The sequence below is a fragment of the Methanocella arvoryzae MRE50 genome (assembly GCF_000063445.1).
GTDB classification, from domain to species: domain Archaea; phylum Halobacteriota; class Methanocellia; order Methanocellales; family Methanocellaceae; genus Methanocella_A; species Methanocella_A arvoryzae.
Genome location: NC_009464.1, coordinates 1841450 through 1863802, shown reverse-complemented (window position 1 = coordinate 1863802; position 22353 = coordinate 1841450). Strand labels below are relative to the sequence as shown.

Annotated in this window: 28 protein-coding genes; 6 read left to right on the top strand and 22 right to left on the bottom strand. The window is 57.7% G+C overall.

The window, feature by feature from the left end:
- Positions 1-42: 42 nt before the first annotated feature.
- Genes RCI_RS09270 through RCI_RS09260 form a run of 3 tightly spaced genes read right to left on the bottom strand, consistent with a single transcriptional unit; the run spans position 43 to position 1046 of the window.
- Positions 43-336, bottom strand: a complete 294-nt coding sequence (locus tag RCI_RS09270) for a DUF2102 domain-containing protein (protein ID WP_012036170.1) — start codon at positions 334-336, stop codon at positions 43-45.
- Between the two features lie 22 nt (positions 337-358).
- A complete protein-coding gene (locus tag RCI_RS09265) occupies positions 359-853 on the bottom strand; it encodes a hypothetical protein (protein ID WP_158308901.1) in 495 nt (164 codons plus the stop codon).
- Positions 837-1046, bottom strand: coding sequence for a hypothetical protein (locus RCI_RS09260; protein ID WP_048198382.1), 210 nt, complete (start codon positions 1044-1046; stop codon positions 837-839). Before RCI_RS09260 ends, RCI_RS09265 begins: the two co-directional genes overlap by 17 nt.
- A gap of 158 nt (positions 1047-1204) precedes the next feature.
- On the opposite strand from RCI_RS09260, the gene RCI_RS09255 reads away from it, so the two are divergent.
- Positions 1205-1612 carry a nascent polypeptide-associated complex protein gene (locus RCI_RS09255; RefSeq protein ID WP_048198380.1) on the top strand — a complete coding sequence of 136 codons (408 nt, stop codon included), beginning with the start codon at positions 1205-1207 and terminating at the stop codon, positions 1610-1612.
- Positions 1613-1696: 84 nt separating this feature from the next.
- Positions 1697-2452, top strand: coding sequence for a methyltransferase domain-containing protein (locus RCI_RS09250; RefSeq protein ID WP_012036166.1), 756 nt, complete (start codon positions 1697-1699; stop codon positions 2450-2452).
- A 238-nt stretch (positions 2453-2690) separates the two neighbouring features.
- On the opposite strand, the gene RCI_RS09245 is transcribed toward RCI_RS09250, so the two are convergent.
- From RCI_RS09245 to pyrB, 4 genes are all read right to left on the bottom strand, one after another.
- Positions 2691-3665 carry a transposase gene (locus tag RCI_RS09245; RefSeq protein ID WP_231844818.1) on the bottom strand — a complete coding sequence of 325 codons (975 nt, stop codon included), beginning with the start codon at positions 3663-3665 and terminating at the stop codon, positions 2691-2693.
- A gap of 769 nt (positions 3666-4434) precedes the next feature.
- Positions 4435-5661 (bottom strand): hydroxymethylglutaryl-CoA reductase (NADPH), encoded by a 1227-nt coding sequence (gene hmgA, locus RCI_RS09240; RefSeq protein ID WP_012036164.1) that lies wholly within the window; start codon positions 5659-5661, stop codon positions 4435-4437.
- Positions 5662-5696: 35 nt separating this feature from the next.
- Complete coding sequence (gene pyrI, locus RCI_RS09235) at positions 5697-6167, bottom strand: aspartate carbamoyltransferase regulatory subunit (protein WP_012036163.1); 471 nt, start codon at positions 6165-6167, stop codon at positions 5697-5699.
- On the bottom strand, positions 6164-7090 hold the full coding sequence (gene pyrB, locus RCI_RS09230; RefSeq protein WP_012036162.1) for an aspartate carbamoyltransferase: 927 nt from the start codon (positions 7088-7090) through the stop codon (positions 6164-6166). The genes pyrI and pyrB overlap by 4 nt, the downstream gene beginning before the upstream one ends.
- Before the next feature lie 209 nt (positions 7091-7299).
- Between pyrB and RCI_RS09225 the strand changes: the two genes are divergently transcribed.
- Positions 7300-8460, top strand: a complete 1161-nt coding sequence (locus tag RCI_RS09225; protein ID WP_012036161.1) for a carboxypeptidase regulatory-like domain-containing protein — start codon at positions 7300-7302, stop codon at positions 8458-8460.
- Positions 8461-8566: 106 nt separating this feature from the next.
- On the opposite strand, the gene RCI_RS09220 is transcribed toward RCI_RS09225, so the two are convergent.
- The 4 genes from RCI_RS09220 to RCI_RS09205 all read right to left on the bottom strand — a co-directional run bounded on the left by RCI_RS09220 (position 8567) and on the right by RCI_RS09205 (position 14982).
- Entirely contained in the window at positions 8567-9973 is a 1407-nt protein-coding gene (locus RCI_RS09220; protein ID WP_012036160.1) for a hypothetical protein, read from the bottom strand.
- Between the two features lie 165 nt (positions 9974-10138).
- Positions 10139-11134, bottom strand: coding sequence for a cupin domain-containing protein (locus RCI_RS09215; protein ID WP_048198376.1), 996 nt, complete (start codon positions 11132-11134; stop codon positions 10139-10141).
- 374 nt (positions 11135-11508) lie between these two features.
- Positions 11509-12798: a PQQ-binding-like beta-propeller repeat protein gene (locus RCI_RS09210; protein ID WP_012036158.1), complete on the bottom strand. Its 1290-nt coding sequence runs from the start codon at positions 12796-12798 to the stop codon at positions 11509-11511.
- A 276-nt stretch (positions 12799-13074) separates the two neighbouring features.
- Positions 13075-14982 carry a glycoside hydrolase family 15 protein gene (locus RCI_RS09205; protein WP_048198372.1) on the bottom strand — a complete coding sequence of 636 codons (1908 nt, stop codon included), beginning with the start codon at positions 14980-14982 and terminating at the stop codon, positions 13075-13077.
- Between the two features lie 167 nt (positions 14983-15149).
- Between RCI_RS09205 and RCI_RS09200 the strand changes: the two genes are divergently transcribed.
- Positions 15150-16031 (top strand): hypothetical protein, encoded by an 882-nt coding sequence (locus tag RCI_RS09200; RefSeq protein ID WP_048198370.1) that lies wholly within the window; start codon positions 15150-15152, stop codon positions 16029-16031.
- A 64-nt stretch (positions 16032-16095) separates the two neighbouring features.
- On the opposite strand, the gene ftsY is transcribed toward RCI_RS09200, so the two are convergent.
- From ftsY to RCI_RS16290, 11 genes are all read right to left on the bottom strand, one after another.
- A complete protein-coding gene (gene ftsY, locus RCI_RS09195) occupies positions 16096-17229 on the bottom strand; it encodes a signal recognition particle-docking protein FtsY (RefSeq protein ID WP_012036155.1) in 1134 nt (377 codons plus the stop codon).
- 32 nt (positions 17230-17261) lie between these two features.
- Positions 17262-17678, bottom strand: a complete 417-nt coding sequence (gene pfdA / locus RCI_RS09190) for a prefoldin subunit alpha (RefSeq protein ID WP_012036154.1) — start codon at positions 17676-17678, stop codon at positions 17262-17264.
- 3 nt (positions 17679-17681) lie between these two features.
- The gene (gene rpl18a / locus RCI_RS09185; RefSeq protein ID WP_012036153.1) at positions 17682-17858 is read right to left on the bottom strand and encodes a 50S ribosomal protein L18Ae; all 177 of its coding nucleotides are present in this window, start codon (positions 17856-17858) and stop codon (positions 17682-17684) included.
- A 7-nt stretch (positions 17859-17865) separates the two neighbouring features.
- On the bottom strand, positions 17866-18531 hold the full coding sequence (locus RCI_RS09180) for a translation initiation factor IF-6 (protein WP_012036152.1): 666 nt from the start codon (positions 18529-18531) through the stop codon (positions 17866-17868).
- A gap of 71 nt (positions 18532-18602) precedes the next feature.
- Positions 18603-18878, bottom strand: coding sequence for a 50S ribosomal protein L31e (locus tag RCI_RS09175; RefSeq protein ID WP_012036151.1), 276 nt, complete (start codon positions 18876-18878; stop codon positions 18603-18605).
- Positions 18879-18893: 15 nt separating this feature from the next.
- A complete protein-coding gene (locus RCI_RS09170; protein ID WP_048198368.1) occupies positions 18894-19046 on the bottom strand; it encodes a 50S ribosomal protein L39e in 153 nt (50 codons plus the stop codon).
- Positions 19043-19645 carry an alpha hydrolase gene (locus tag RCI_RS09165; RefSeq protein WP_012036150.1) on the bottom strand — a complete coding sequence of 201 codons (603 nt, stop codon included), beginning with the start codon at positions 19643-19645 and terminating at the stop codon, positions 19043-19045. The genes RCI_RS09170 and RCI_RS09165 overlap by 4 nt, the downstream gene beginning before the upstream one ends.
- Entirely contained in the window at positions 19642-19977 is a 336-nt protein-coding gene (locus RCI_RS09160; RefSeq protein ID WP_012036149.1) for a DNA-binding protein, read from the bottom strand. The genes RCI_RS09165 and RCI_RS09160 overlap by 4 nt, the downstream gene beginning before the upstream one ends.
- A gap of 61 nt (positions 19978-20038) precedes the next feature.
- On the bottom strand, positions 20039-20479 hold the full coding sequence (locus tag RCI_RS09155; RefSeq protein WP_012036148.1) for a 30S ribosomal protein S19e: 441 nt from the start codon (positions 20477-20479) through the stop codon (positions 20039-20041).
- A gap of 385 nt (positions 20480-20864) precedes the next feature.
- Positions 20865-20987: a hypothetical protein gene (locus RCI_RS17505; RefSeq protein WP_269446469.1), complete on the bottom strand. Its 123-nt coding sequence runs from the start codon at positions 20985-20987 to the stop codon at positions 20865-20867.
- A gap of 148 nt (positions 20988-21135) precedes the next feature.
- Positions 21136-21507: a metal-dependent transcriptional regulator gene (locus tag RCI_RS16290; RefSeq protein ID WP_081477321.1), complete on the bottom strand. Its 372-nt coding sequence runs from the start codon at positions 21505-21507 to the stop codon at positions 21136-21138.
- On the opposite strand from RCI_RS16290, the gene RCI_RS09145 reads away from it, so the two are divergent.
- Together RCI_RS09145 and RCI_RS09140 are read left to right on the top strand one after the other, a co-directional pair.
- Positions 21465-21737: a DUF2769 domain-containing protein gene (locus tag RCI_RS09145; RefSeq protein ID WP_048198366.1), complete on the top strand. Its 273-nt coding sequence runs from the start codon at positions 21465-21467 to the stop codon at positions 21735-21737. The genes RCI_RS16290 and RCI_RS09145 overlap by 43 nt on opposite strands.
- Before the next feature lie 166 nt (positions 21738-21903).
- Positions 21904-22323 (top strand): ferritin-like domain-containing protein, encoded by a 420-nt coding sequence (locus RCI_RS09140; protein ID WP_012036145.1) that lies wholly within the window; start codon positions 21904-21906, stop codon positions 22321-22323.
- Positions 22324-22353: the final 30 nt, after the last annotated feature.

Here is a 22353-nt window from a genome sequence, read left to right as displayed (position 1 = left end):
AGCGAAATAAAGATGACCCCCATAGTTGCCTGTGGTCGAAGCCTATGACTGGCAGTGGTGCCTGATTTGATCGGCGGCCCGGCGAAGGGGGCGGGTCTCAGCAAAAGTCTTCCTGCAGATAGCAGTATCCCCGATGGAATACCACCGGCGCCTGAAGATCAGCCCGGAAGGGTAAGCCAGCCTGAGCGCGCTAAGGAAGCCCCTGATGATCTCCCGGTCGCCCTCGGCGAGCAGCCCGAAGCACGTCTCCTTGAACCTGAGAGGCAGATGAGAGAGCCAGCCCGCACAGATCACGGTGGCAGGCCTCACCCCGGCCTCGGGGTCCATGACGATCATCCAGGTCTCGGCGCCATCAGAGCTATCGCCTGGACCGGGATTCGCTGAACATGTTGAACTCATACAGTCGTGTGAAGTAGCATTCCGGACACAACGTCCGGACCCGCCGCTCGTCCACGTTCACCTCGTTGTCCACGCAGTTACCGCAATTGACGCATTTACCAGTATACCGGAAGTTCCAGATGTCGTGGCGGAGGCGGAACGCCTCGTCCTCGAACGCCTCCGGAGGCGTATCCGGCACCTCGACTTTGTGTATCGTGTAGTGGCGCTCTGCCATACAGTTTGTACAGGTGATCACCGTCTCCACAGGGGTGATCTCTATCAACTGAATGGCGCCCTTGTGGCAGTTGAAGCACGCCGTTTCCTTCTCTATATCCCACCGCTCTCCAGTCATCGGCTGGTCCATCATAACGATCTCCTTGATACGTGATACCCTGAAGTATAAAACAGTGTCCCGCCGGAAGCGTAGTTTTTTGACCGCCTGGCATGCGCACGCCCGGTCAGCCTCTTGCTGCATCCTCGCCGAAGGTCTCCCCGATGTAGACCCCGCTGAGGCGGTAGTGCCTGGCAGCGCCGCAGTTCATGCAGGTCACGATAATCTCGTCAGGCCTGAGATCGATGCGCTGGATGGCCTCCTTACCGCAGTTGAAGCACTCCGTCGCCTTATCGAAATCCCGCTTCACCACCGACGGACGTCCCTTCGCGCCCATGAATAGTGGTTTTCCTGCGGAGATAAAAATCAATAACCTGTTATGAGCGGCAAGGCACTCCGGCCACGTTTCCCGGCGACGGTACCCGGAACGAGCGCAAGTATCGTAAAAAACTTATTTATCACATGCCACCAATAAGCACAGCAGGTGAATTACTTATGTTTCCGGGCATGGGCGGCAGGGGCATCAACCCCAAGCAGCTACAGAAACAGATGAGGGCCCTCGGCATCGACATGTACGAGATCGAGGACGTAAAGCAGGTCATTATCAGGACAGGCGACAAGGAGATCGTCTTCAACGACGCGCAGGTCACAGTCATGGACGCTAAAGGCGCCAAGTCTTACCAGATCGTCGGCACTCCGGAGGAAAAGACGCTGAGCATCGCCGAGCAGGCGGCAGCCGCAGGCAAGCCCGTCGAAGAGGCGAAGCCGGCGGAGATCCCCGAGGACGACGTCACCCTCGTGGCCACCCAGGCCAAAGTCAGCCGGGAAATGGCCAGACAAGCGCTGGTCGAGGCGAAAGGAGACCTCGCGGAAGCCATCATGAAGCTGGCCGGGGGCCAGTGAGGGCGCTTCGCGCTGAGGGTCGACGAACGCTACGCTGCTAGTGCCGCGTAGCGTTTACCTGAACTTTTCTATTACGGTATACTCATGATCGAAAATGGCGAGCAAATCCTCTTAAGGGCCGAAGGCAGGGAATATTTCGCGGTGGCGGGCGACGAGAAGCCCATGCATACCGACCTGGGCATCGTAGACCTGAAAGCCGTCCCGGGGAGGGAGTGGGGCGACACAATAGCATCTCACAAGGGCGTCGGGTTCACGGTCGTCAGGCCGAGGGCGCCGGACCTGTTCAGGCACATGAAACGGACGGGCGCCCCCGTCATGCCCAAGGACATAGGGGCTATCATCGCCTATACAGGGCTATGCCCCACGGACGTGGTGCTGGACGCGGGCACCGGCTCGGGCGTGCTTGCCGCCTACATGGGGATCATCGCCAGAAAGGTCATCACCTGCGAGGCCAGCGAGCAGTTCGCCGCCAACGCCCGCAAGAACATGCAGAAGGCGGGCCTGCACAACGTGGAAGTCAGGCACGCCGACATCCTCCAGGAGATGGAGAAGCTCCAGGGCGAAGGCCTCGTGTTCGACGTGATCACGCTGGACCTGCAGGACGCAGCCCTGGCAGTCCCGGGAGCCCGCAAACTCCTCCGCACGGGCGGATTCCTCGCAACATATTCCCCGTTTTTCGAACAGGCCTCCGCAGTGAGAGCTGCAGTGGAAACAGAGGGGTTCCAGGATATTTTCACCATCACCGTCAGCGAGCACGAGATGGAGTACAGCAAGCGCGGGACCAGACCTTCGACCAGAGTGGGGCACACCGGGTTCATAACAATAGCCCGGAAATTTTAATGCCCTTTTAAGGCTTGGGGGAAAGATAACGAACAATGCGCTGTGCTAGTCCTCACAGAATCCACGGATTGTGACAGATTCCCAGTATCCACGTGGTGTGTGGTGGTGGTTGGGTGGGTGTGGTTTGTGTGGGGTGGGATTGGTGTGCTTATCCGGGGGCGGGCTTATTTACGAGTCGGTGTTAAAAATTGGGGGTTTAATAGGTTTTTGTTGATAGCCTGAGCTATCCGGTTGGCTGTTACCAGGCAACTTTTAGGTGTTTTGAGATCATGTTGTCTGGTCTCTTAGGTAGTTGTAAAATTCTTTCCAAAAATTGTTTCAGCATGTTTTTCATCTGGTTAACAGTGATCTTTGCTTTTTGATGTGTCTTTTTCATGATGCCGTGCAGGTTCAGGATTAGGTGGCTTAAACCGAATACTAAGGTGCGGTAACCGTGATTCCGACTGTTTGTTTTTATCGTGTACTCCTTAGTCTCTTTATACCCGTTCTCAATATTCCAACGGTTAGCGTACGCTTCAGCAAGAATTGTGAAACTCATCCTGGTTACCGGGAGGTTGGTAGCGAAGCCACAGTACGCTTCAATTCCAAGATCCTCGAGGTACACGTCATACGTGTACTCCAAAGACTCCCCACCACGCATCGTGTACTTCCAATGAGACACTCCGGTAAGCTCTAACAACCGGTACAGGAGGGACATGCTACCATACTGTTTCACCGGTATAATGTACTTGTAACCCTGCTTGTCCACTGTTTTCATAACACTGCTCAGGTAGAATCCTTTATCCATGAGCACTGCGAAAACACTGAGTTCCTCCGGGACCAACTTTAAAAGTCGTTCCACCACCCGGTCCAGGGGTTCATCCCTCTTTTTAGGCGTAACCCCCAAAGTGAATTTAAAGTTCTTCGTCACGATACTGATCGAGGCATACCGGAGAACACTAACCCGTTTCTTCTTCCGCCCCTCCATCTTCAAAGTACGATGCACATATTCATTATCGACTCCATAATACCGTTTATCCGTAGTATCAATAGCCAAGAGGACCGGTGAATCCACGATATCCGGACAATACTGAACCGCTCTTTTCCATAACAACTTGAAAGAATGATACAGAAGCAGGTTCACCCCGCAAGTGATCTCTTCAATACTCATCCGCCCCAAGAATACAAAGAGTTGATCGCTGCTGAAAAACAATTTTTCAGACAAATCCTCCATACTAGTCTTCTCCAACGCACACCAGATCAATAGGAGGAAATACCAACCAGCCCTACTGAACTGGAAGTATGCATTAAACACCCGAGATAAAGACTTTAAACCAACACACTTATGATTCACATCTGAGGGCGGAAGAGGCTGTCTCATACGTTATTACCACAAACCATGAGATAACCCCGCCCCCACACAAATACCTCACTTTACTCCACCCCCCAAACCACCAGCAACCCAACCACCAACACCACAAACACGGGGATACTGGATTCCACAGATTCTGGCTCGATAGCACAGATGAATGAAGATATCGCAGGTACCGTTCATCGATCAGACAAGTTTGAGATGCATAGCCCATAACTTATTTTTTATTTGTGGAATATCAGAATAATCAGATTCTGCATAATCCGTAGGAATCTGTGGAATCTGGCAGAATCATCAGATTCTGCATAATCCGTGGAATCTGTGAGGTTTTGCACAGCGCAGCGTTCGTCTTGCTGTCTCGCCTCATATGAACAGTCCCAGGACTGTGATGTCGGCCATGTCTTTACTCTTACCTCTTTTCGCCATTTGGCGCCTTATCGTATGGCTGTAGGGACAATATAGGTTGCTATTCGACAGTTATCGTATTAGCAGGCTTGTTCCACAGGAAATGAAGGGGTTAAGACATTTGCATGGCGCTCTCCGCCAGAGCGATTAGGTAGTGCCTGCGCAGGCAAAAACGGGTACGGGCTGTGCCGCGATAGCCGGGCACAGCGTAGCGATGGTATATTTCTTACCGCCCGTACTTCGCGTGGGCCCGGGCGAGGTCGTGGGAGGCCTGCGCCCCTATCAGGGACAGTTCCCCGGCCAGGGATGCGGACGCGACGATCTCCGCCAGCTTGCGGGCGTTGGAGCCGGGCGGGTTGCCGCCTCCTCTGACGCCCAGCAGGTTGAGGCATTCGGCCTGGGTGCAGAGCCCGGTGCCGCCTCCGACGGTGCCCAGCGGCAGGGACGGCATGGAGACGGAGAACTGGAGGTCGCCGTTTTCGGTCAGTTCTGCGGAGGTGATGGCGTTGCTGCCTTCGACCACGTGGGCGGGGTCCTGGCCGCAGGCGATGTACATGGCGGCGACCACGTTGGCCACGTGGGAGTTGAAGCCGAACGACACGGCCCTGGCCGACCCCAGGAAGTTTTTGCGGTAGTGTACGTAGCAGATGCGCTCCGGGGTGGCCTTGAGCTTCGAGGCGACTATGTCTTTAGGGATGGTGATCTCGGCTACGGTGGTCCGGCCTCTGCCTTCGGTGACGTTGATGGCGGCCGGCTTTTTGTCCGTGCACATGTTGCTCGACACGGTGACGTGCCTGGTGCCGGGGAATTTCTTCTCGAGGAAGTTCATCACGGCCTCGCTGGCGATGGTGACCATGTTCATGCCCATGGCGTCCTTGGTGTCGTAAGCAAAGCGCAGGAAGACGCTCTTGCCTACCACATAAGGATCCACCCTCAACAGCTCGCCATGCCTCGTGGTCGTGGCCACTACGGCCCGGATCTCGGCCATTAGTTCAGGAGTCTTCAGCGCGGCCATGATCTCCTTCGCCTGCGCGAGGCTCTGGACAGTCATCACCGGCGCCCGGGTCATCTCGTCCTGGAAGACCACGGTGTTCACCCCGCCGGCCAGGGTGCAGACTGAGCAGCCCCGGTTGACGCTGGCCACGAGGGCTCCCTCGGTGGTTGCGAGAGGAATGTAGAAGTTTCCCTGCGCGTATTCGCCGTTGATGCGGATCGGCCCCGCCACGCCCACAGGCACCTGGACGGCGCCGATGGCGTTCTCGATGTTCTTCTTGGTGACGGTCTCCGTGTCGTAAGAGTAGTGGCCGATTGAATCCAGCCTGACGCCGGTGAGCGTCTCGATCGCGGCCCTGCGGGCCTCTACGGCGTCCTTCCTGGTCGCGGTGACTTCTTCCACCTGGTAAAACTTCAGCTCGCCGTTGACGAGCTTCCTGACGATCTCTTCCCTTTCCATCCCTGTACCCTCGAAACTTGTTAGAGTAAATGTTATCAGAGCAGGTGATCTGCGATCTCCTGGTCGATGACGTATTCGCAGTACGAACAGCGCAGCTGTATGTCGTCGCCTGTGCGCTCTACGGTGAAGCGGGAGGTGACCGGCTCGTTCGTGTTAGAAATGCAGTTGGGGTTGCCGCACCGGACCAGGCCCGAGACTTCCCGGGGCGGGTCCACCCGGTGCTTGCCCACGACTTCGTAGTTGCGGATGATGTTGATGGTCGCCCTGGGGGCGATCAAAGCGATACTGTCCAGTTCTTCAGGGTCTAGTTCCCTGTTCTCGATCTTGACCACGTCTTTGCCCTTCATCTCCCCGCTGGGGACGTTCATGAGCACGCTCACCACGTACCTGGAGGCGGCGTTGATGCCCAGAATTTTCAGCACGTTGAGGGACTGCCCTGAGGTGATGTGATCGATCACCGTGCCGTTGACGATCGGCTTGACCCTGAGCTCTCTTTTGCCTGTCATATGTCCACACCCATTACCAGCGAGAGGACTGCCATGCGTACGGGGACTCCGTAGAAGGACTGCTGGAAGTACCGCGCGTGCTTCGTCGCGTCTACCTCGGGGGCGATCTCGTCCACCCTCGGGAGAGGGTGCATCACGATCGTATCCCTGCCGACGCCGGCCAGCGTCTCCGGAGTGATCCGGTAAGTCCCGGCCACCTTCTGGTACTCGGCGGGGTCCGGGAACCGCTCCTTCTGGATGCGGGTCATGTAGATCACGTCCGCCCGGCCAAGCACGTCCTGCAAGCTGGAGGTCTCGGTGATGCTGAGGCCTTTTCGCTTCAAATAGTTGATGATGCTTCCCGGCATCTTCAGCTGCTCCGGGGAGACGAACGACAGGTTGGCGCCGTAGAGCGACAGAGCGTAGGCCAGCGAGTGCACGGTCCGCCCGTACTTGAGGTCTCCCACGATGGCCACGTTGAGGTCGCAGATGGCCTTTTTGCACTCCTTCCGCATCGTGTACAGGTCGAGCAGCGTCTGAGTCGGGTGATGCCCCGCCCCGTCGCCCGCGTTGATGACCGGCACCCGGGAGATCTCGGAGGCCATGCGGGCAGCCCCCTCCTTAGGGTGCCGCAGGACGATGGCGTCCGCGTAAGAGTCGATGATCCTGATGGTATCGGCCAGCGTCTCGCCCTTCACCGTAGAGGAAGAAGCGGCGCTGTCGAAGCCGATGGTCGTGCCGCCCAGCCTCTTGACAGCGGTATCAAAAGAAAGACGGGTTCTGGTAGAAGGCTCGTAGAAAAGTGTGGCAACAATGCTGCCGTTGAGAACAGTGCTACCCTTGCGGGCAAACGGCTCAAGCCTGGCCGCCCTGTCCAGTATGAAGTCAATCTCATCTCTGGAGAAGTCCTTGGTAGAGATGATGTGCTTCCTCTCGAAATTCATCGTAGCTAATTGGTGAAAGGTAGATAAAACGTTTTGGGAGTAGTTTTGGAGGGGGTGTCGGGGGAACCTTTTCCAAAAAGGTTCCCCCGACTCTCGACGCCCGATCACAGCCCGAAGGGCAATCAGGCTAGTGTGAGAGACGTATGCTCGTTGATAGATCGTGAGAGAAACGCTATATATATTCTCTATATTTTTTAATTTGTGATTACATGAGAGTCAATATATTTATCACGTGCTTGCTCATCGCAGTGCTGGCATTTGCATTTTTCGCCAGCCCTTCGCTCGCCAAAACGGGAACGATTGATTTAGTCCATGGCCAGGTAACAAATGCGAACTGGGAGCCGCTGCCCGGGGCCGACGTCGTGATCGAAGACGGCTCCCACAACCAGATCGCCAGAACGATCAGCGACAGCAGCGGCAACTTTAGTTTCACCAACGTCAGCGACGGCGGGACCGGCAGGATCAGAGTTATCACATGGTACACTCTGGGTGCCACCACGTACAATATTACCAGGTTTAGCCCGGAATGGTACCCGGCTAACCAGTCAATCATCAACGTCAGTCTGTCAGATACCCACATAGCCACGCCTATGACTACGCCCGCCGGTGATGCAGGGCAGGCAGGACAGTCTCTTGGTAAGCCATTTACGGCTCTGGGGCAGGTTATTGACGCTGGCGGCAATGGCATTGCCGGTGCGACAGTCACCCTCTACGATGGCATCTACCAGGTGATAGGGACTAACACAACCAATCAGGATGGCACGTTTGTCTTCACAAATGTGATAGCCAGTTCCCCCGGCTGCAAAGCGAAGGTGAACTATACTGCGGCAGATGGAACAAGTTATGAGACCCGGCTGAACAACGTGCTCTGGTATCCTACTGACACTGGCATTGTCAGGTTTAATGCGCAGGATACCCAGTTGACAGACTATCCTGGCCCATCTGATTCAGGATTCGTCTGGGGTAGCATCACCGATGCCGCCGGAAACCCGCTGACCGGCACCGTATATCTCGCCAACGAGACAGCGAACCTGACTATACCGACCTACGACTCCGCAGAGGCCCCGGGCTTCATCTCCGAAGTCCCCGTCGGCAAATACACCGCTTACGCTGAGCACGTCGACGCTAACGGCAGCCTCAAGTCGAAGCCGGTCAGCATCGACGTCCTGCCTGCCTGGAAGTACCTGGACACGAATGCCATGACCTTCGTCGCCGATCAGTTCACCCCGGCAGCCACAGATACGCCGGCAGCAAATGCCACCGCCCGGCCGGCGCCGTCGCCGTTCAACAATCCGGCCTTACTGATTATGGCGCTTATCGGAGCGGCCTTCGCCATCGGGGCGACAGGTTACCTGAAAAAGAGAAAATGAGTAAATGCAGGAGCGGTGTGCAGTTCACCGCTCTGCGTACTTTTATCTCCTGCATTGCGAATTCATGTGTTTTCAGACCTACTACCAACGCCTGACAGCGCAGCTTTCAGCCCCAGTAGACCTCGATCACGTCCACCACTCCTGGCGGGGTGTATGTGATCCAGTGGTATTCTTCCGAGTTCACGAGCTTGCTGCGCCAGGCTTTGAGGTTTGCGAGCTTGCTGTCGAGCTGTCTGCTCCACGCGTTCAGCCGGGACCACTCCGCGGAGTACTGGTCGTACTTATCGTCGAGCCGGGCTTTCCAGGCCTGCAGCTCGGCCAGGTTTGTGGGAGCGGGGGGCACTGGCTTGCTACCGGTCAGTATGGCCTGGTTGTGCAGGCTCATCTGGTAGTTGTAGGCTGCTATGGCTGCGGCGTACTGGTCGCATTCGGCGCTGTATGAGTCATAGAAGCGGTTGTTGGCGGCGGACTGGGCGTTGAAGGCGACCACTTCGAGGTTATACTCCGAGAGATTTTCGCCGTACTGTTTCCACTGCTCGTGGTAGGCGAGGATCTTCGCCTTGCGATCGAGGTAGAAGTCGTAGTCGAGGTTGCCCGCGACCTGTGTCATGGGGAGAGAGCCGAGCTCTTCTCCCTTTTTGAGGTAGATCACGTTGTCGGTGGGCCGGTCGCCGTCGGCGAGGCGGGTCTGGTTCAGGCCGGTGCTGTCGATGTAGACCAGTCCTTTGTCGGTGGTGGGGAACACGTTGAACGCGTGGCCGTCCTTCCTGCCCTCGAAGGATACGGCGACGATGCCGCTCTTGATCCCCGCCTCCCCGGCCCGGTCGTGCAGGGCTACCGCGAAGTCGAGGCAGGTGTACTCGGGCATGACGTAGATCTGGTCCTCAGTACGGTCTGCTGCGAGGAAGCGCTCCAGCTCGGCGTATGTTACGGGCTGCGAGTCCCTGCGCTCGATCGCTTCAGGGTGTCCTCCGCTGGCGTTCATCGGGGGCAGCCGGAACTTCCACGAGTCCCTGAGCAGCCGGATCCGGGAGTAGTCCAGCCCCGGGTAGTCGGAGGCGGAGACGTTCATGGCGGTCAGGTCGACGTAGACCATGCCTTCGTCCGTGGTATGAAACGCTACGAGGGCGTGGCGGGGAACGTTGCCGGCCATACTGGTGCCGATCACGCTGCAGTTGATCTGGTGCCGCTGGGCTTCGTCGTGCAGCAGGACCGCGTACTCCACCGGCCGGTATTGCGGATCCTCGAAGATCGAGGCCTCTATAGCCGGCGTTACAGAGTCTAGGAAGATGGAGAGGTTAGCTGCAGAGACGTCGGTAGCGTTGCGGTATTTCGTCACCACGTCGTACTGGCCTGTGCTGTTCTTGAATGGCAGTTCCTCCGACCATACTGGCGGAAACAGGATGCTGTAGCCGATCGCTCCGATGCCGGCCAGCAGAAGAATGGTTATGGCAATGGCGACCAGGAGGACCACTATCCTGATCCGGCCGGTTTCAGGCTCGCCGTCTGACATAGTTTAACGGCTTACTTGTATGCCGCTAAAGATATATCAACTATCTCGTTTTGCTTTTTAAGCATCTACGCTTCCGGCATTAGCACATCAGGACAGCCATCATCGTTAACGGGCCTGGTCGGCTAACCCTATAGGCCAGTAATAGAATTATTATCTGTCCGTCTTTTACTGAGCTTCGGCCTCCGTCGGCGCCTGTTCCGTGGTCTCCTCGGCCTTGAACGTATCTCCCGCCCGGGTCAGCCTGAGCTTGACGTTGCACCTCGGGCAGACCGTGATGCACCCGTCATACGTATTTGTGGTCACCGGAGTCTCGAGGCTGCAGACAGGGCATTCGTACTCGAGGCCGCCGACTTCCTCTGATTCGACCGGTACCGGGCCCTGTATGCTCATGACTGTCATCGGGTTATCGGCGGCCATGATCCCGTAGGCAGAACCTGCCGGCACGTAGATGGCTTCGTTGGCGTCTACCGACTTCTCCTCGTCGTCGACGAACATGATCCCCTGGCCCTGGACGACGTAGAGAAGCGTGTCGCTCCCGGGGTTCTTATGCATGGATAGCGCCTGCCAGGGCTGGAAGTCGATCACGCTGAACTCCAGCTTAGCCTCCGGCTCTTTCCGCTCTTCTCCTGCGGAGGCTTCACCGCTCATGTGAGAGAGCTCCGGCTCCGGCGGAGGCGTCTCGGTCGTCTTCTCAGCCCTGTAGCTGTCCTGCCCTTTGGTCAGCTTTACCATGGTCTCGCACCGGGGGCACATGTTGAAGTCTCCGGTCTCGGTCCCGGTGGTCAGCGGCGCCTCCAGCTCGCAGTCAGGACACCTGAAGAAAAGGCCTCGTTCCTGCTGTACTTCCACCGGCTTCGGGCCCTGCACCGTGACCACGTTCAGGTCGTTCTCCCCTGCCAGCACCCCGTAAGTGGCGCCGGCTGGCACATACATGGCATCGCCGGGGCTGACGGAGAACACGGCGTCGTTGATGAGCATGAATGCCTCCCCGTCGACGAAGTACATGATCGTGTCGCTCCCGGGGTTCCGCTGCATGGGCAGCGCCTGCCACGGCTTGAAATTGTAGAGGCTGAAAGCGATCTTATCAGTCTTCAGCGGGCTCTCGCGGTAAAACTCCCGGTCCTGAAATTGTTCGTCGACCTTGACATTCACAGTCTCCATCGGATCACCAAAATTATATGATGTGTTTATTATATTATTGTTGTGCGAGGACAAAGGGCGGCGCCAGCGGGTAGTACGCGAGAAAATGAGCCCTATGAACACTATCTAATGTAAGGTGGTTTTTCAAGTTAAGCCGACGAAGAGCTCCTGGAGGTCGGGGAGTTCCAGGGAGGACGGGGAGGATTTTCAGGCTGGGAGGTTAGGGAGGGTCAGAGGTCAGAGAGGAGGTCTGGGAGTGTGGAAAGGTTTGGGAGGATTTACTTAAATATATTCGCTCCTGCCCCCAGGTGCCTCACATAACCTCCCCTCAGATCTTCGGGCATCTCCCCGACTTTTGCCAGTCAGCCGGCCTGTAGAATTAGAACAGGCGTCTCTTAACGACGCCTGTAATATACTATTCCAACGACTGCCAGCGCAGCTGCGAGCAGCCCGGGGAGCGGGCACCATGAGGACTGGGGCTCAGGGCCGGCGGTGGGCAGAGGCACCGGGGTTGGGGTCACGGTCACGGTCGGGGTGGGCACGATCGTGGGCGTCACTGTCGGTGAGGGATTCGGGGTGGGGGTGGCCATGATCAGGGAGTCGGGCAGCATCAGGGAGATGACATCTCCATTCACGGTGGCGAAGTAGAGGTGTTTCTTCCTGTCCGTCCCCAGGCCCGCCATGGGGGTGGTGTCTACGGCGCTGCCAGCGTTGTACCTCCAGTACTCCAGGCCCATTCTGGCGTCGACGGCGTAGACGTGCCCGTCGCTCGAGCCAAAGTAGAGGATGCCGCTGTCGAAGCCGGGGGTAGCCCTGATACCGTTCTGGGCCGCGAACTTCCATATCTGCCTGCCGTTGGTTTCGTTGACTGCGTACAGGTTGCCATCTGCAGAGCCGAAGTAGACGGTGTTCAGCTGTACCAGGGGCCGGGATACGATGGCGCCGTCTGTTTCGAACTTCCACTGCACGTTACCGCTGAAGCGGTTGATACAGTAGAGTACCCCGTCCTGAGTGCCCACATAGATGTTATCCCCCGAGACGACGGGAGCGTTCACCCGGCTGTTGAGGTCCACCTTCAGCTTCTGCTTGCCGTTGCCGACGTCCAGGCTGTAGAGGTGGCCGTCCCAGGAGCCGAAGTAGATCTGGTTGTCCATAGCCGCCAGGCCGTCGCTGATCCACCCGTCGGCGGTGAAGTTCCAGCACTGGTTGCCATCCTCTGCCGACAGTGCGTACACTTTACCGTTGAAGGTGCCGAAGAAGATGACGCCGTTGTAGAGCACCGGGGTACAGTCGATGGAGGAGTCCGCCTGGAAGCGCCATACTTCTTTCCCATTGATATCAACAGCGAACAGGGTGCCCTGACCGCTGCCGAAGTATATCATGCGCTGTCGGGTCACCTCGTCAGTCGCCACAAGGGGTGCAGCAGATATAGCCGTTGGGGTCTTGTTGTCAGTGGTGAAGGTCCACTGGGCCGAACCGTAGGGAGCGTAGAGCGAGTAGAGCTTGCCGCTCTGGGTACCCACGTAGAGCACGTTGTTCTGGTACACCGGCGAGCCGGTAATGTACGCGTTCGTGGAATAAGTCCACTCCTGCTCCGGCTGTTCAGCCATGGCCGGCTGCGCGAACAGCGCCACGGCGAATACGATCAAAGAAGCGATCAACGCAAACCTTCTGAGCCTCAACACAAGAATACCGCCTTTTATTTTACCCGGTTAATACTAAGCGAATACTAGCCATATCAGGCGGTGGGATAATAAGCTTTACGTCTGCTGGAGTACGGGAATTCAGCTACTGGCGCCATTGCAGGATATCCGGGACGACAGGGCTGAAATACAGGCTTTCCAGTAGAAATAAAGGGGTTAATTATTGCGCTGGCATTAATGGAATAGGATACAACCGCGCCGGTACCGGCTGCCGGAGATCATTTGAGCCGGCTGCAACTGAAGGGCTTCCGGGGGCATCTAAAATGGAGACCAGAATCGCCCTGCCTGAGCCTCGAGGTACTCGATCACCGCGGTCATGAACGTGGAGTGCGACCAGGCGAGAGGGAGCACTGAGACGGGCTCACCCCTTTCGTTCACCTGCTCGGGCATGAGGCCCCCCTTTGCCGAATGGCTGATTGCCCAGCGGATCAGCGACATTCCCCGTTCCAGGTCTCCTCTGCACAGGTACCATTGTGCCAGCCACAATGTACAGAGGGGCCAGCTATTCATGAAGCCCTGGTACTGGTCGCCCTCGTATCTGGCGATCCCCCCGTCGGGCCGGGTGAGGCGGTCTTCCACCGCCTTCATGGTGCCCGAGGCCGCAGGATGGTCAGGCGGAACCAGGCCCAGGTACCAGACGGCGAACAGCGACGCGTCTACCGTATCGTCTCCGACGCCCCGCCTGAACCGGCCGAGCGCGGGATCATACATGCGGCGGATTGTGGCGTCCCTGACTGAGGCTGCAGCCGAGTCCCACCGGGCTCTGGCACCCTCGTCACCTATGAGAGAGGCCATTTCCGCGGCGCTGCGCAAGCCGGCATATACGCAGGCGCAGGAATAGGCGTAGACACCTTTGCGCTCCTCCCACAGGTCGAAGCTGGGCTGGGGCAGGCCAGTACCTGGATCGATGAAGCTTACGAGAAAGTCGGCGGCCGGCCGGACGAGGGGCTCGTACAGGGCCGAGATGGTCATGATGTTCCTGTCCTCCAGCCAGTGCCGGTACAGCGCGTACAACGGCAGCCCTGTCTCATCGATCTGGACCATGGGCAGGGGATGCCAGGTGCTTCCCAGATCGCCGGCTGGCGTGTACTTGTGGCGGAAGAAGCCCCGGCGGTCGAGGATTTTGCTGAAGAATTTGTAGGTGTTGCGGCACAGGTACCGGTAGCCGGCCCGGTCCAGCGCCATCGCTACCCACGCGGCGTCCCGGGGCCAGCAATAAGTGTAGTAATCGGCTCCCTGCTGCTTGATCTGGGAGTCGCAGGACGCTATGATAGAGCCGCCCCGATCGATGTGGCAGAACACCGTGAGCAGGCTCCGGGAGAACGCGTCCCGCACGTCGTCCGGCAGGGAGGAGTAACTGGATAGATGGCCGTGGCTCTGGGCTTTTACCGAGAAGGATTTCCAGTAGCGTGAGCTTTCCCGGTAGAGGCTGTCCAGGTCACGGGACCTGACCCAGTCGTGTACCTCCTTGGCCTCCCGGAAGTGGCGGCCGACGCAGACCCAGAAGTGCACTACCGCACTTTCGCCCTGCGGTAGCTCAGGCAGTGTCCAGCCCACGGTGGAGTCCACTGTGCCGTGGGCGACGATGTTGCCCTCCAGCACGCCGTCCTCCGCGTCCTTCCAGGTGCCCTGACGGTCCCTCCACTCGGAGATCCCCGTGGTGAACTGGTCGAACACCGGCCTGGAGCTCTGGATGAAGAACCGGTCTCGCTTGTAGTGGTTCAGCATGGGGCCGTCCCTCACCGCCGTGTTGGCGAAGTTGTTCTCCAGGATGTGGTAGCTCTGGGAGGAGAACAGCCGCAGCCGGGAAGGCTCTCCCGAGGTGTTTTTCACGGTGACGGTCCGTAGGAAAAAGTTCCGCTCGTGATGCACCATGCTCCTGACCGCCACCTCCGCCCCGAAGTCGGGGCTGAAGTAGTCCGTTTCCCCCACCATGGAGACATCGTATGCCGACCCTGAAAGGTCTGGCGCTTCCCGGACATAGCTCTGGCTCTTATCCCAGTCCTCCAGCCACGCGAACCGCTTCCTGGCGAGGTCGTACAGCCCGAGCCGCATGAACCCGCCGTGGTTCTCCATGCCGGCATACGGGTAGTAAAAGTCCCTCACTATGCCCCTCTCGTCCACGCAGACGAGGAGCGAGCCGTTTCCGAATATGAGCGGTCTCATCTGCACGTACCTGCGAGGAAAAGTCGCCCTCCGCTTTAAAATAATTATGGAATGGCAAATGCCGGTATCCGGACGAACGTTGCAGGCCGGGCAGGCTGGCGCCGGAGACGAGGGCGATCTTTAAGACATTGCAGACCCATGAGTGTTTCAGGCCAGAGAGGATTACTATGGTAGAACAGGAGAAGTCAGATCGGTACCGGAGAAGGTTGAAACTGCTGTCTATCGCGATCACGCTCCTGATCATCGTCTCCATGCTGGCGCTGGCCGCTTTCTTCGGCCTCTTCTTCGCCTACATAGGCTCGATCGACGATCCCTTTGCGCCCCGGGCCCCCTACTACGAATACGAGCTATCGGTCACCGGCCTCGAAGGCTTCGCCTCGGAAAACGGCACCGCCGTGATCATGATGCCCCTGCCCGGCGTCAACGGCACTCCGGTGCTTGAGGAGGGCTGGTGGGTAAACTACAACAAGGACGGCAGGTACAGGTACCACGGGATGCAAAGCCTGAAACCCGTGGATGCCACAGAAGGCCCCATGCTAGAAGCCCGGATCGTCACGACTGACTATTACGAGAGCTATGCCGGTGCTACTCCTATAGCCGTTTCTCCCGGCCAGGATACATCAACGCTTCCGGGGGTGGTGCCGGACAGGATCAACAAGACACCGTCCTTCGATGACGTGCATGTCATCGCTTCAGGGTATGTGGAGGCGCTGAACTACCCGACCGGCAGCGAAGGCCGGGCAGCGGTAAAGCGGTTCCTCGACACGCCGCTGCTGCCCGTCGCTTACGTGCCCGAGCTTTGCACCCTGGAGACCAATTACAGCACGTACATCTACGTAGACCCGGCGCTCAGGCCCCTCAGCAATGACAGCAACCTCCGGGTAGAGGGGAAGCTGAAGGTGAATCTCAACCACAACAAGGTGAACGCCCCGGAAGAGGGCGTCCGCAGGTTCGAAATCCACACCTACACGATCGACGAGACAATCCCCGGCGGCGTGACAGGCTACGTGCCGGTGGAAGTCCGCTACCAGTATTCGGTCGGCGTATAACGGGGATAACAAGAAAAGCGGACGTCCCGGCCTGCTGAACAGACCGGAAGATCTCTCAAAAAACTTAGCGCTCGAACAGCCGATCCACGAACCAGTCCGTCTCGAACTTCTTCAGGTCCTTGTACTCCTGGCCTACTCCCAAAAACAGGATCGGCTTGCCCGTGATATGGGCGATGGAGATGGCTGCGCCGCCCTTGGCGTCCGCATCAGCCTTGGTCAGGATAGTGCCGCTGACTGGCACGGCGTCGTTGAATAATTTTGCGCGCTCGACGGCGTCGTTGCCGGCGATGGCCTCGTCGACGAATATTACTAAATCGGGCTTCACGACGCGGTTGATCTTCCTGAGCTGCTCCATGAGGTTGATGTTCGTATGAAGCCTGCCTGCCGTGTCAGCTAAAACTATGTCTTTCTTGTTGTTTTTGGCGAACTGGACGGCATCGTATATTACAGCGGCGGGGTCTGCGCCCTGCGCGTGCTTGATCATCTTGATGCCGAGACGGTCGGCGTGCTTCTCGAGCTGCTCGATGGCCCCGGCCCGGAAGGTGTCGCCCGCGGCGATGACCACACCATAGCCCTGCTCTTTCAGGCGCTCGCCCAGCTTGGCGATGGTGGTGGTCTTGCCGGCGCCGTTGACGCCGATGAAGGTGATGACTACCGGCCTGTTGCTCTTCCTGACGAAATCGTCGAAGTCCAGTGCGTTAGTGTTAAGAATGCTCGCGATGGAGTCCCTGAGCGCATCCTCGGCCAGGTCTCCGGTGGAGCGTAGAAATTTCTTGTGCTGCCCGGTGAGGTCTTCCTTTACTCTTTTAATGATGGACTCGGCCACCGGGAGCGCGACGTCGCTCTCCAGCAGGGCCATCTCCAGCTCCCAGAGGGGGCCTTCGAGGTCCTTTTCGGACAGGACGACTTCACCCTTGGTCAGGGCAATTGCCTTGTTCAGGATGCCGCCGGCCGGCTTCGGCGCCGCCGGAGCTTCTGTGGGCTTGCCAGCGGGAGCTTCTGCCGGCTTTTCGGCCGGCGAGGGCTGCGGCGTGGCCGCCGCAGAAACCTGGGGCTGCGGCTGGGAAGGCTCTGGCTTAAGAGCCTCAGTTTCGGGAGTCGGCGCTTCCGATGGAGCTGGCGCTCCTGAGACTGCCTTAACCTTCTCGTCGATGGTTTGCTTGAATTCGTTGAGCTTTTGTTTGAGCTTATCGAACATCAAAGGCACCTCCGGCCGCTATTAGTCTCTGTCTATTGTCTGTATTTCTCAGCCTCTTGCTGGAGCCTCATGAGCTCTCCGGCGACCTTGTTGAGGACGCCGTTGGTCTCGGCCAGGGCTTTTTCAAGCTCGGTGCGCCTCGCCTGGAAAATTTTCCGGGCGTCGGCGACGGTCCGCTCGACGCTGATGTCCGCGCCCAGGCCGACGAGCACCTTGTCCGGCTTCGCGATGGTCGCGTGGACGAACGAGCCGGCGCCGATGGGAACCAGCAGTTCGTGGCCTTCGCCGGCGCCTTCCAGAGAGGTGATCGCCTTGAGGGCGGAGTCCACGTCGTTGATGGAGGCCTGGATCAGGTTAGCCTGCTGCTGCAGCGCCTCCATGCGGCCCTGGTAGGCCTGCATCTTCGCGACTAGTTCGCGAATCTGGTCCTCATTTGCCTCGGCTGCCATGGCTTACGCCTCTTTCACGGACTCGATCTTGATCAGCCGGCGCTCGACCTTGTGCTTGCTGCCGAAGGTGGTGTAAACCTTCTCCTCGGCGTTCCTGGCATTCACGGCCTCGACTTCCACGGAGAACTTCTCCCGCTGGACGCCGGCCTGGAAGGATCCCTGCACTACGAATTTAGCCATAATGAATTCACTCCTCGATAAAGCCCAGAGCATCCTCGATCCGGCCTAGCTCCGGACCGGATGTCCTGGTGCCTGTAATCAGTCCCTTAGTGGTAGCGAGGATGGCGGATCCCACGAGCGGGGACCCGAAGCTGACTGTGCCGATGTCCACCGGGAGCTTGAACAGGTCTTCTAATACTGTGAGCTCCTCCTCGGTCGCCCGGGGGTGGACGAGAATGCCCTTGTTGGTGGCGCATCCGGCCATGCCGACGGTTTTGAGGCCGCCGATAGTGCCTCGCCTGACTTCGACCTTGAGGGTCTTCTCGATCGCCTCGATGTTCTTGTCGGTCAGCGCCGGGTGAACCAGCGCAGCCGTATCGTTGGCCAGGATGAGGTTGCCTGCCGCGGTCATCTTGCCCTTGAGCCGGGTTACTTTGCCGTGCTCCTGCAGCAGATTCGCCTCCCTGTCCAGCGTCAGGTCCGAGACGATGAAGCCGTTGCTGTTGCCCGTCATCATGGAGCCTATCAGAGTGCTCTCGTTGATGAGGGTACGGACGACGGCTGTGCCCAGCGTCTCGGCGACGAGGTCCACGGTGGCCTGCGGCAGATCTGGCGGGAGCACTACCACCTGCTCTGTGTTCGCGGCGTAGATGCCCACGTACGGATAGCCGTAAAAGTCAATCTGCCTGATCATCATCGGTTAATCGCCTTTTAGTATCTCTCGCTTTACTCGCTGCCATTAATGAATAAACCGCTAATAGCGGTTTATTCGGCACCCACTACCTGCGCGGTCACGCCTTCCTCGGAACGGACGGCCTTGACACGGACTGCGCTGGGCGGCTTCTCGATGCCGTGCTCCCAGACAGCTTCGTTGAGCTCAGAGCTGATCTTGATCTTTTCCTCCTCAATCTTCATGTGCTTGCTGAGGTACTCACGGATGACCTTGATCGCCTTGTTGCTCCGCTTCCACACGGGGTAATCCTTGACTTCCCTGAGCGGAATAGTGTAGATCTGCTCAGTTGCCTTGTTCTCTTCTGCCATAATCCGACACTTCCTTTACTCGGGCAGGCTGGTTCTGCGCCAGCTCCGCCTCTGCGGGTGGCTCATGACAGCCCTGTTGGTCTTCATGATCACCCACGCCGGAACTCTTCTGTTCTGGTTGGTGTATTTTGCCAACCGCATCTTCTTGCCCTTCGACTTCTTAGTCATGAACTATACCTTCTCAGTACCCTTGACTGGGTATGCTCAGGGGGAAAAACCCTGTCATAGGTTTCAACCCCCAGGCGTGTCTTCATCGATGATCGGATCTCAGTCTCGTAATCTGCCTTTGGCACCGCCGAGGTGTCGCCCTCGATGATTTCGAGGTGCTCAGCGATCAAGTCTTCGATCGCGCGGCGGCCGTAACCTGCGAGCGGCCGGATATATCTGATACCATGCCGGTCTTCCAGGCTCCTGATTTCTCCCATTGAAAGCTTCGGTGCGCGGTCATCCCGCCTGGTGCCGTCGGCGACGTATTTCGCCTCTCCCAGCACTGCTACGGTCTCGAGCGCCCTTCTGTGCACGAGGCTTATCCCGTGCCGGGGGTACCCGAATTTGAGCATTACGTCGATGCCTTCGTCAAGGATCGCAGGATCGAGCCTTACGAGCTTGAACGGAAATCCTATCGCGCGGGCCGCTTCTTCAGCGTGTTCCCACGTGTTCTCCAGCCCGAACGTGCACGTCACAAGTTCCACGTCAAAGAAAGGTTCAAGCAATATGGCTGCCAGCGAGCTGTCTTTGCCCCCGCTGTACAGGACCTGTACCTTCATTTTCGGGTGATTCTTATATCGCGCTTCTTGGGCTGTATCTGTTCCAGAATCCTGACCAGCTGCTGGTCATCGATCTGTTTGGCGAGCCTGCCTGTCTGCGCCAGCCCGATGAGCTGGGCCTCGACGTTCTCCACGAAGTCTGGCCGGGTCATCCGGATGGTGTTAAGCCGCTCGCGGGCTTCCGGGGTGAGGATCTGACGTAAGATCATAGCCTTCTGCTGCTCGACCTGCTGTCGCTGCTGAGCTCTGGCTATATCATCCTGCTGGGCTCTCTGCAACTCTTCCAGCTTGCGCCGGCGAATTTCATCCAGCTCGTCACCACTCATCTTCATTCACTCCGGTTAGTGTTATATTACGTATATTACGTTGTTAGCAGTTCAGGTTTCAGGTTGCTTATGCCTGAGGCTTCTGCTGAGCCTTTTCGTTCACCATTTCCGTGGCGATCTTGTCCAGGAACGACATGCCTTCGGGGGTGATGACCCTGCCGTCTTTTACGGCCTTGACGTACCCTGCCTTCTCCAGCTGCTGGAGCGAGTTGCGGATGATTGCGCCGCCGCTGCGCTCGTGCCTGTCCGGACGGGCTCCACGGTTCTTCTTGCCGCCGTATAGCGACCTGAGCCTCTGTACGCCGACGGGACCATCTGTGTAGATCCTCCTCAGCAGTGAGGCGCTTCTGGTGTAGAACCAGTCAGGCTGTGCGGGCGGCAGCTGTCTGTGCATGCCGGTCTTGACGTCAGCTGCCCAGGCGGGCGGCGTGACTTTGCCGGTCTCCTTAAGCTTCTGTGCGGTCCTGTTGATAAATGCAGTGGCCGGCACATCATAAACTACTGCCATCTGATTCCTCCTTATAGGAAAGTTTAGCCTCTTTGATAAGGCCAGGTAGATAATCCAGCCTAATTGATAAGGCTCGATAATCCAGCACATTTGATGGGTTATGGGTACTTATAGTTTTTCATGGCCGGGCTGATGCCCGGCGGCATGCTGAAACCTGATTCCCGGCCGGATAACGCCGGCCGGCAAAGCTGCTGTTCATATTAAACCCGCATCCTCATAAATAGATAGGCCGGGATAATACGGGAGCAGTAGGACAGCGAGGATAAGAAGAATCTGGCGGTTTTCAGTCATTGCCGGCACCGGAGGAAATATTGGTCGGAGAGTGCCGGCATGACGGGAAGTTTTATTGAGGCGGCTGGTGCCTGAAACGGAGCTGGCTACGATCTCACTCGGACTCGAGGTCCTGAGAATCGTCCGCAGTCTCGGTCAGGGCTTTCTGGTCTCGTAGTGCGCACAGGCACCCGGGCTTTCCATAGTTTTTACAGTTTCCACCGCAGTTGCATCCCATGTTATTACCTCTTTCTTTGATCTGGCGCGGGGTTGCGGCACCGCGCCGACAAACACTACATGGCCGTTAGGTGGCAATAACGCCTCCCCGATCGATGTTCGGAGATGCCGATGCATCTCTAAAAAAACTAGACTCGCCGGTGCCGGCCCTAGTTTGCGATGCTGATAGCCTGTGCTCTCTGGCCGCCCTCAAGGGCGGCCACCAGCTTCTTCAGCTGCTCCAGCGACTTCGGGCTCAGGTGATGCTCGATGACGCAGGCGTCCTTATCGGCTATATCGGCGGGCACGCCGGCAATAGACAAAAGCCGGACAAGAGTATCGTGCCGGTCTTTGATGGTACGGGCGATCTCCTCCCCCTCCGGGGTCAGTACGATGCCTCCGTACTTCTCGTAGCGGCCGAGTGCCAGTATTCGCCATTCCGCAGATACCGCAGGACACCATTTTATCCGCGCTCTTCGTTTTAGTATCGGTGATACTGATGATCGGCGTATCTGACGAAGAGAAGAAGTGGATAGAATCATCGTGCAAGTGTCCGGAGTGTCCGACCAAGCCCAAGGAAGAGGCTAAAAAAGCGTACTGCTACAACGACCGGAGCGAGGCGAAGCCCAACGCGGTGGCCTGCATCTGCCCCACCTGCGACGTGTACAAGAACAAGAACTTCCTCGGCACGAACTACTACTGCATCACCGGCAGGCCTATCACGAAGATCGCCGGCGCAGAAGTGCACGAGGCCCTCGGCGGCGGCAGGTAGGCAGGTAAGTAAGTAAACTTACGCGGGCATACGGCCGCTCGTCGGAAGGCAGCCGGTAACCGGAGCCGCCAGGCCCCGGTTAAAATGCCGATTTTTTATCGGGTACTGTTTTATATAATCATTAAGCCAAATTTATTATGCTATTATTATATGAGGGTAGATAAACATGGCATCGCAAGAGCTACTAGATATGCTGAATAAAGCCATTGCGCGGGAACTGCAGGTATCCATCCAGTACATGTGGCAGCACGTGCAGTGGTCCGGGGTAAAGGGTTACGCGACCAGGGACGCGTTCAGGAGCATCGCCATCGCGGAGATGAAGCACGCGGAGAAGATCGGGGAGAGGCTGTTCTACCTGGGAGGGAAGCCCACCACGAAGCCGGAGGAGATCGTCGTCGGGGACAACCTGAAGCAGATGGTCGAGTCGGACATCGGGTCTGAAAAGTTCGCGGTCGACTTCTACAAGGAGATCATCCAGAAGGCTGAAAAGGAAGGGGACGTGACTACGGCCCACATCTTCAGGTCGATCCTGGAAGATGAGGAAGACCACCTGGACACGTTCACCTCGCTGAACGAAGAGATATAAGTAAAAAATGCCGAAGGCCAGCCCTGGCCG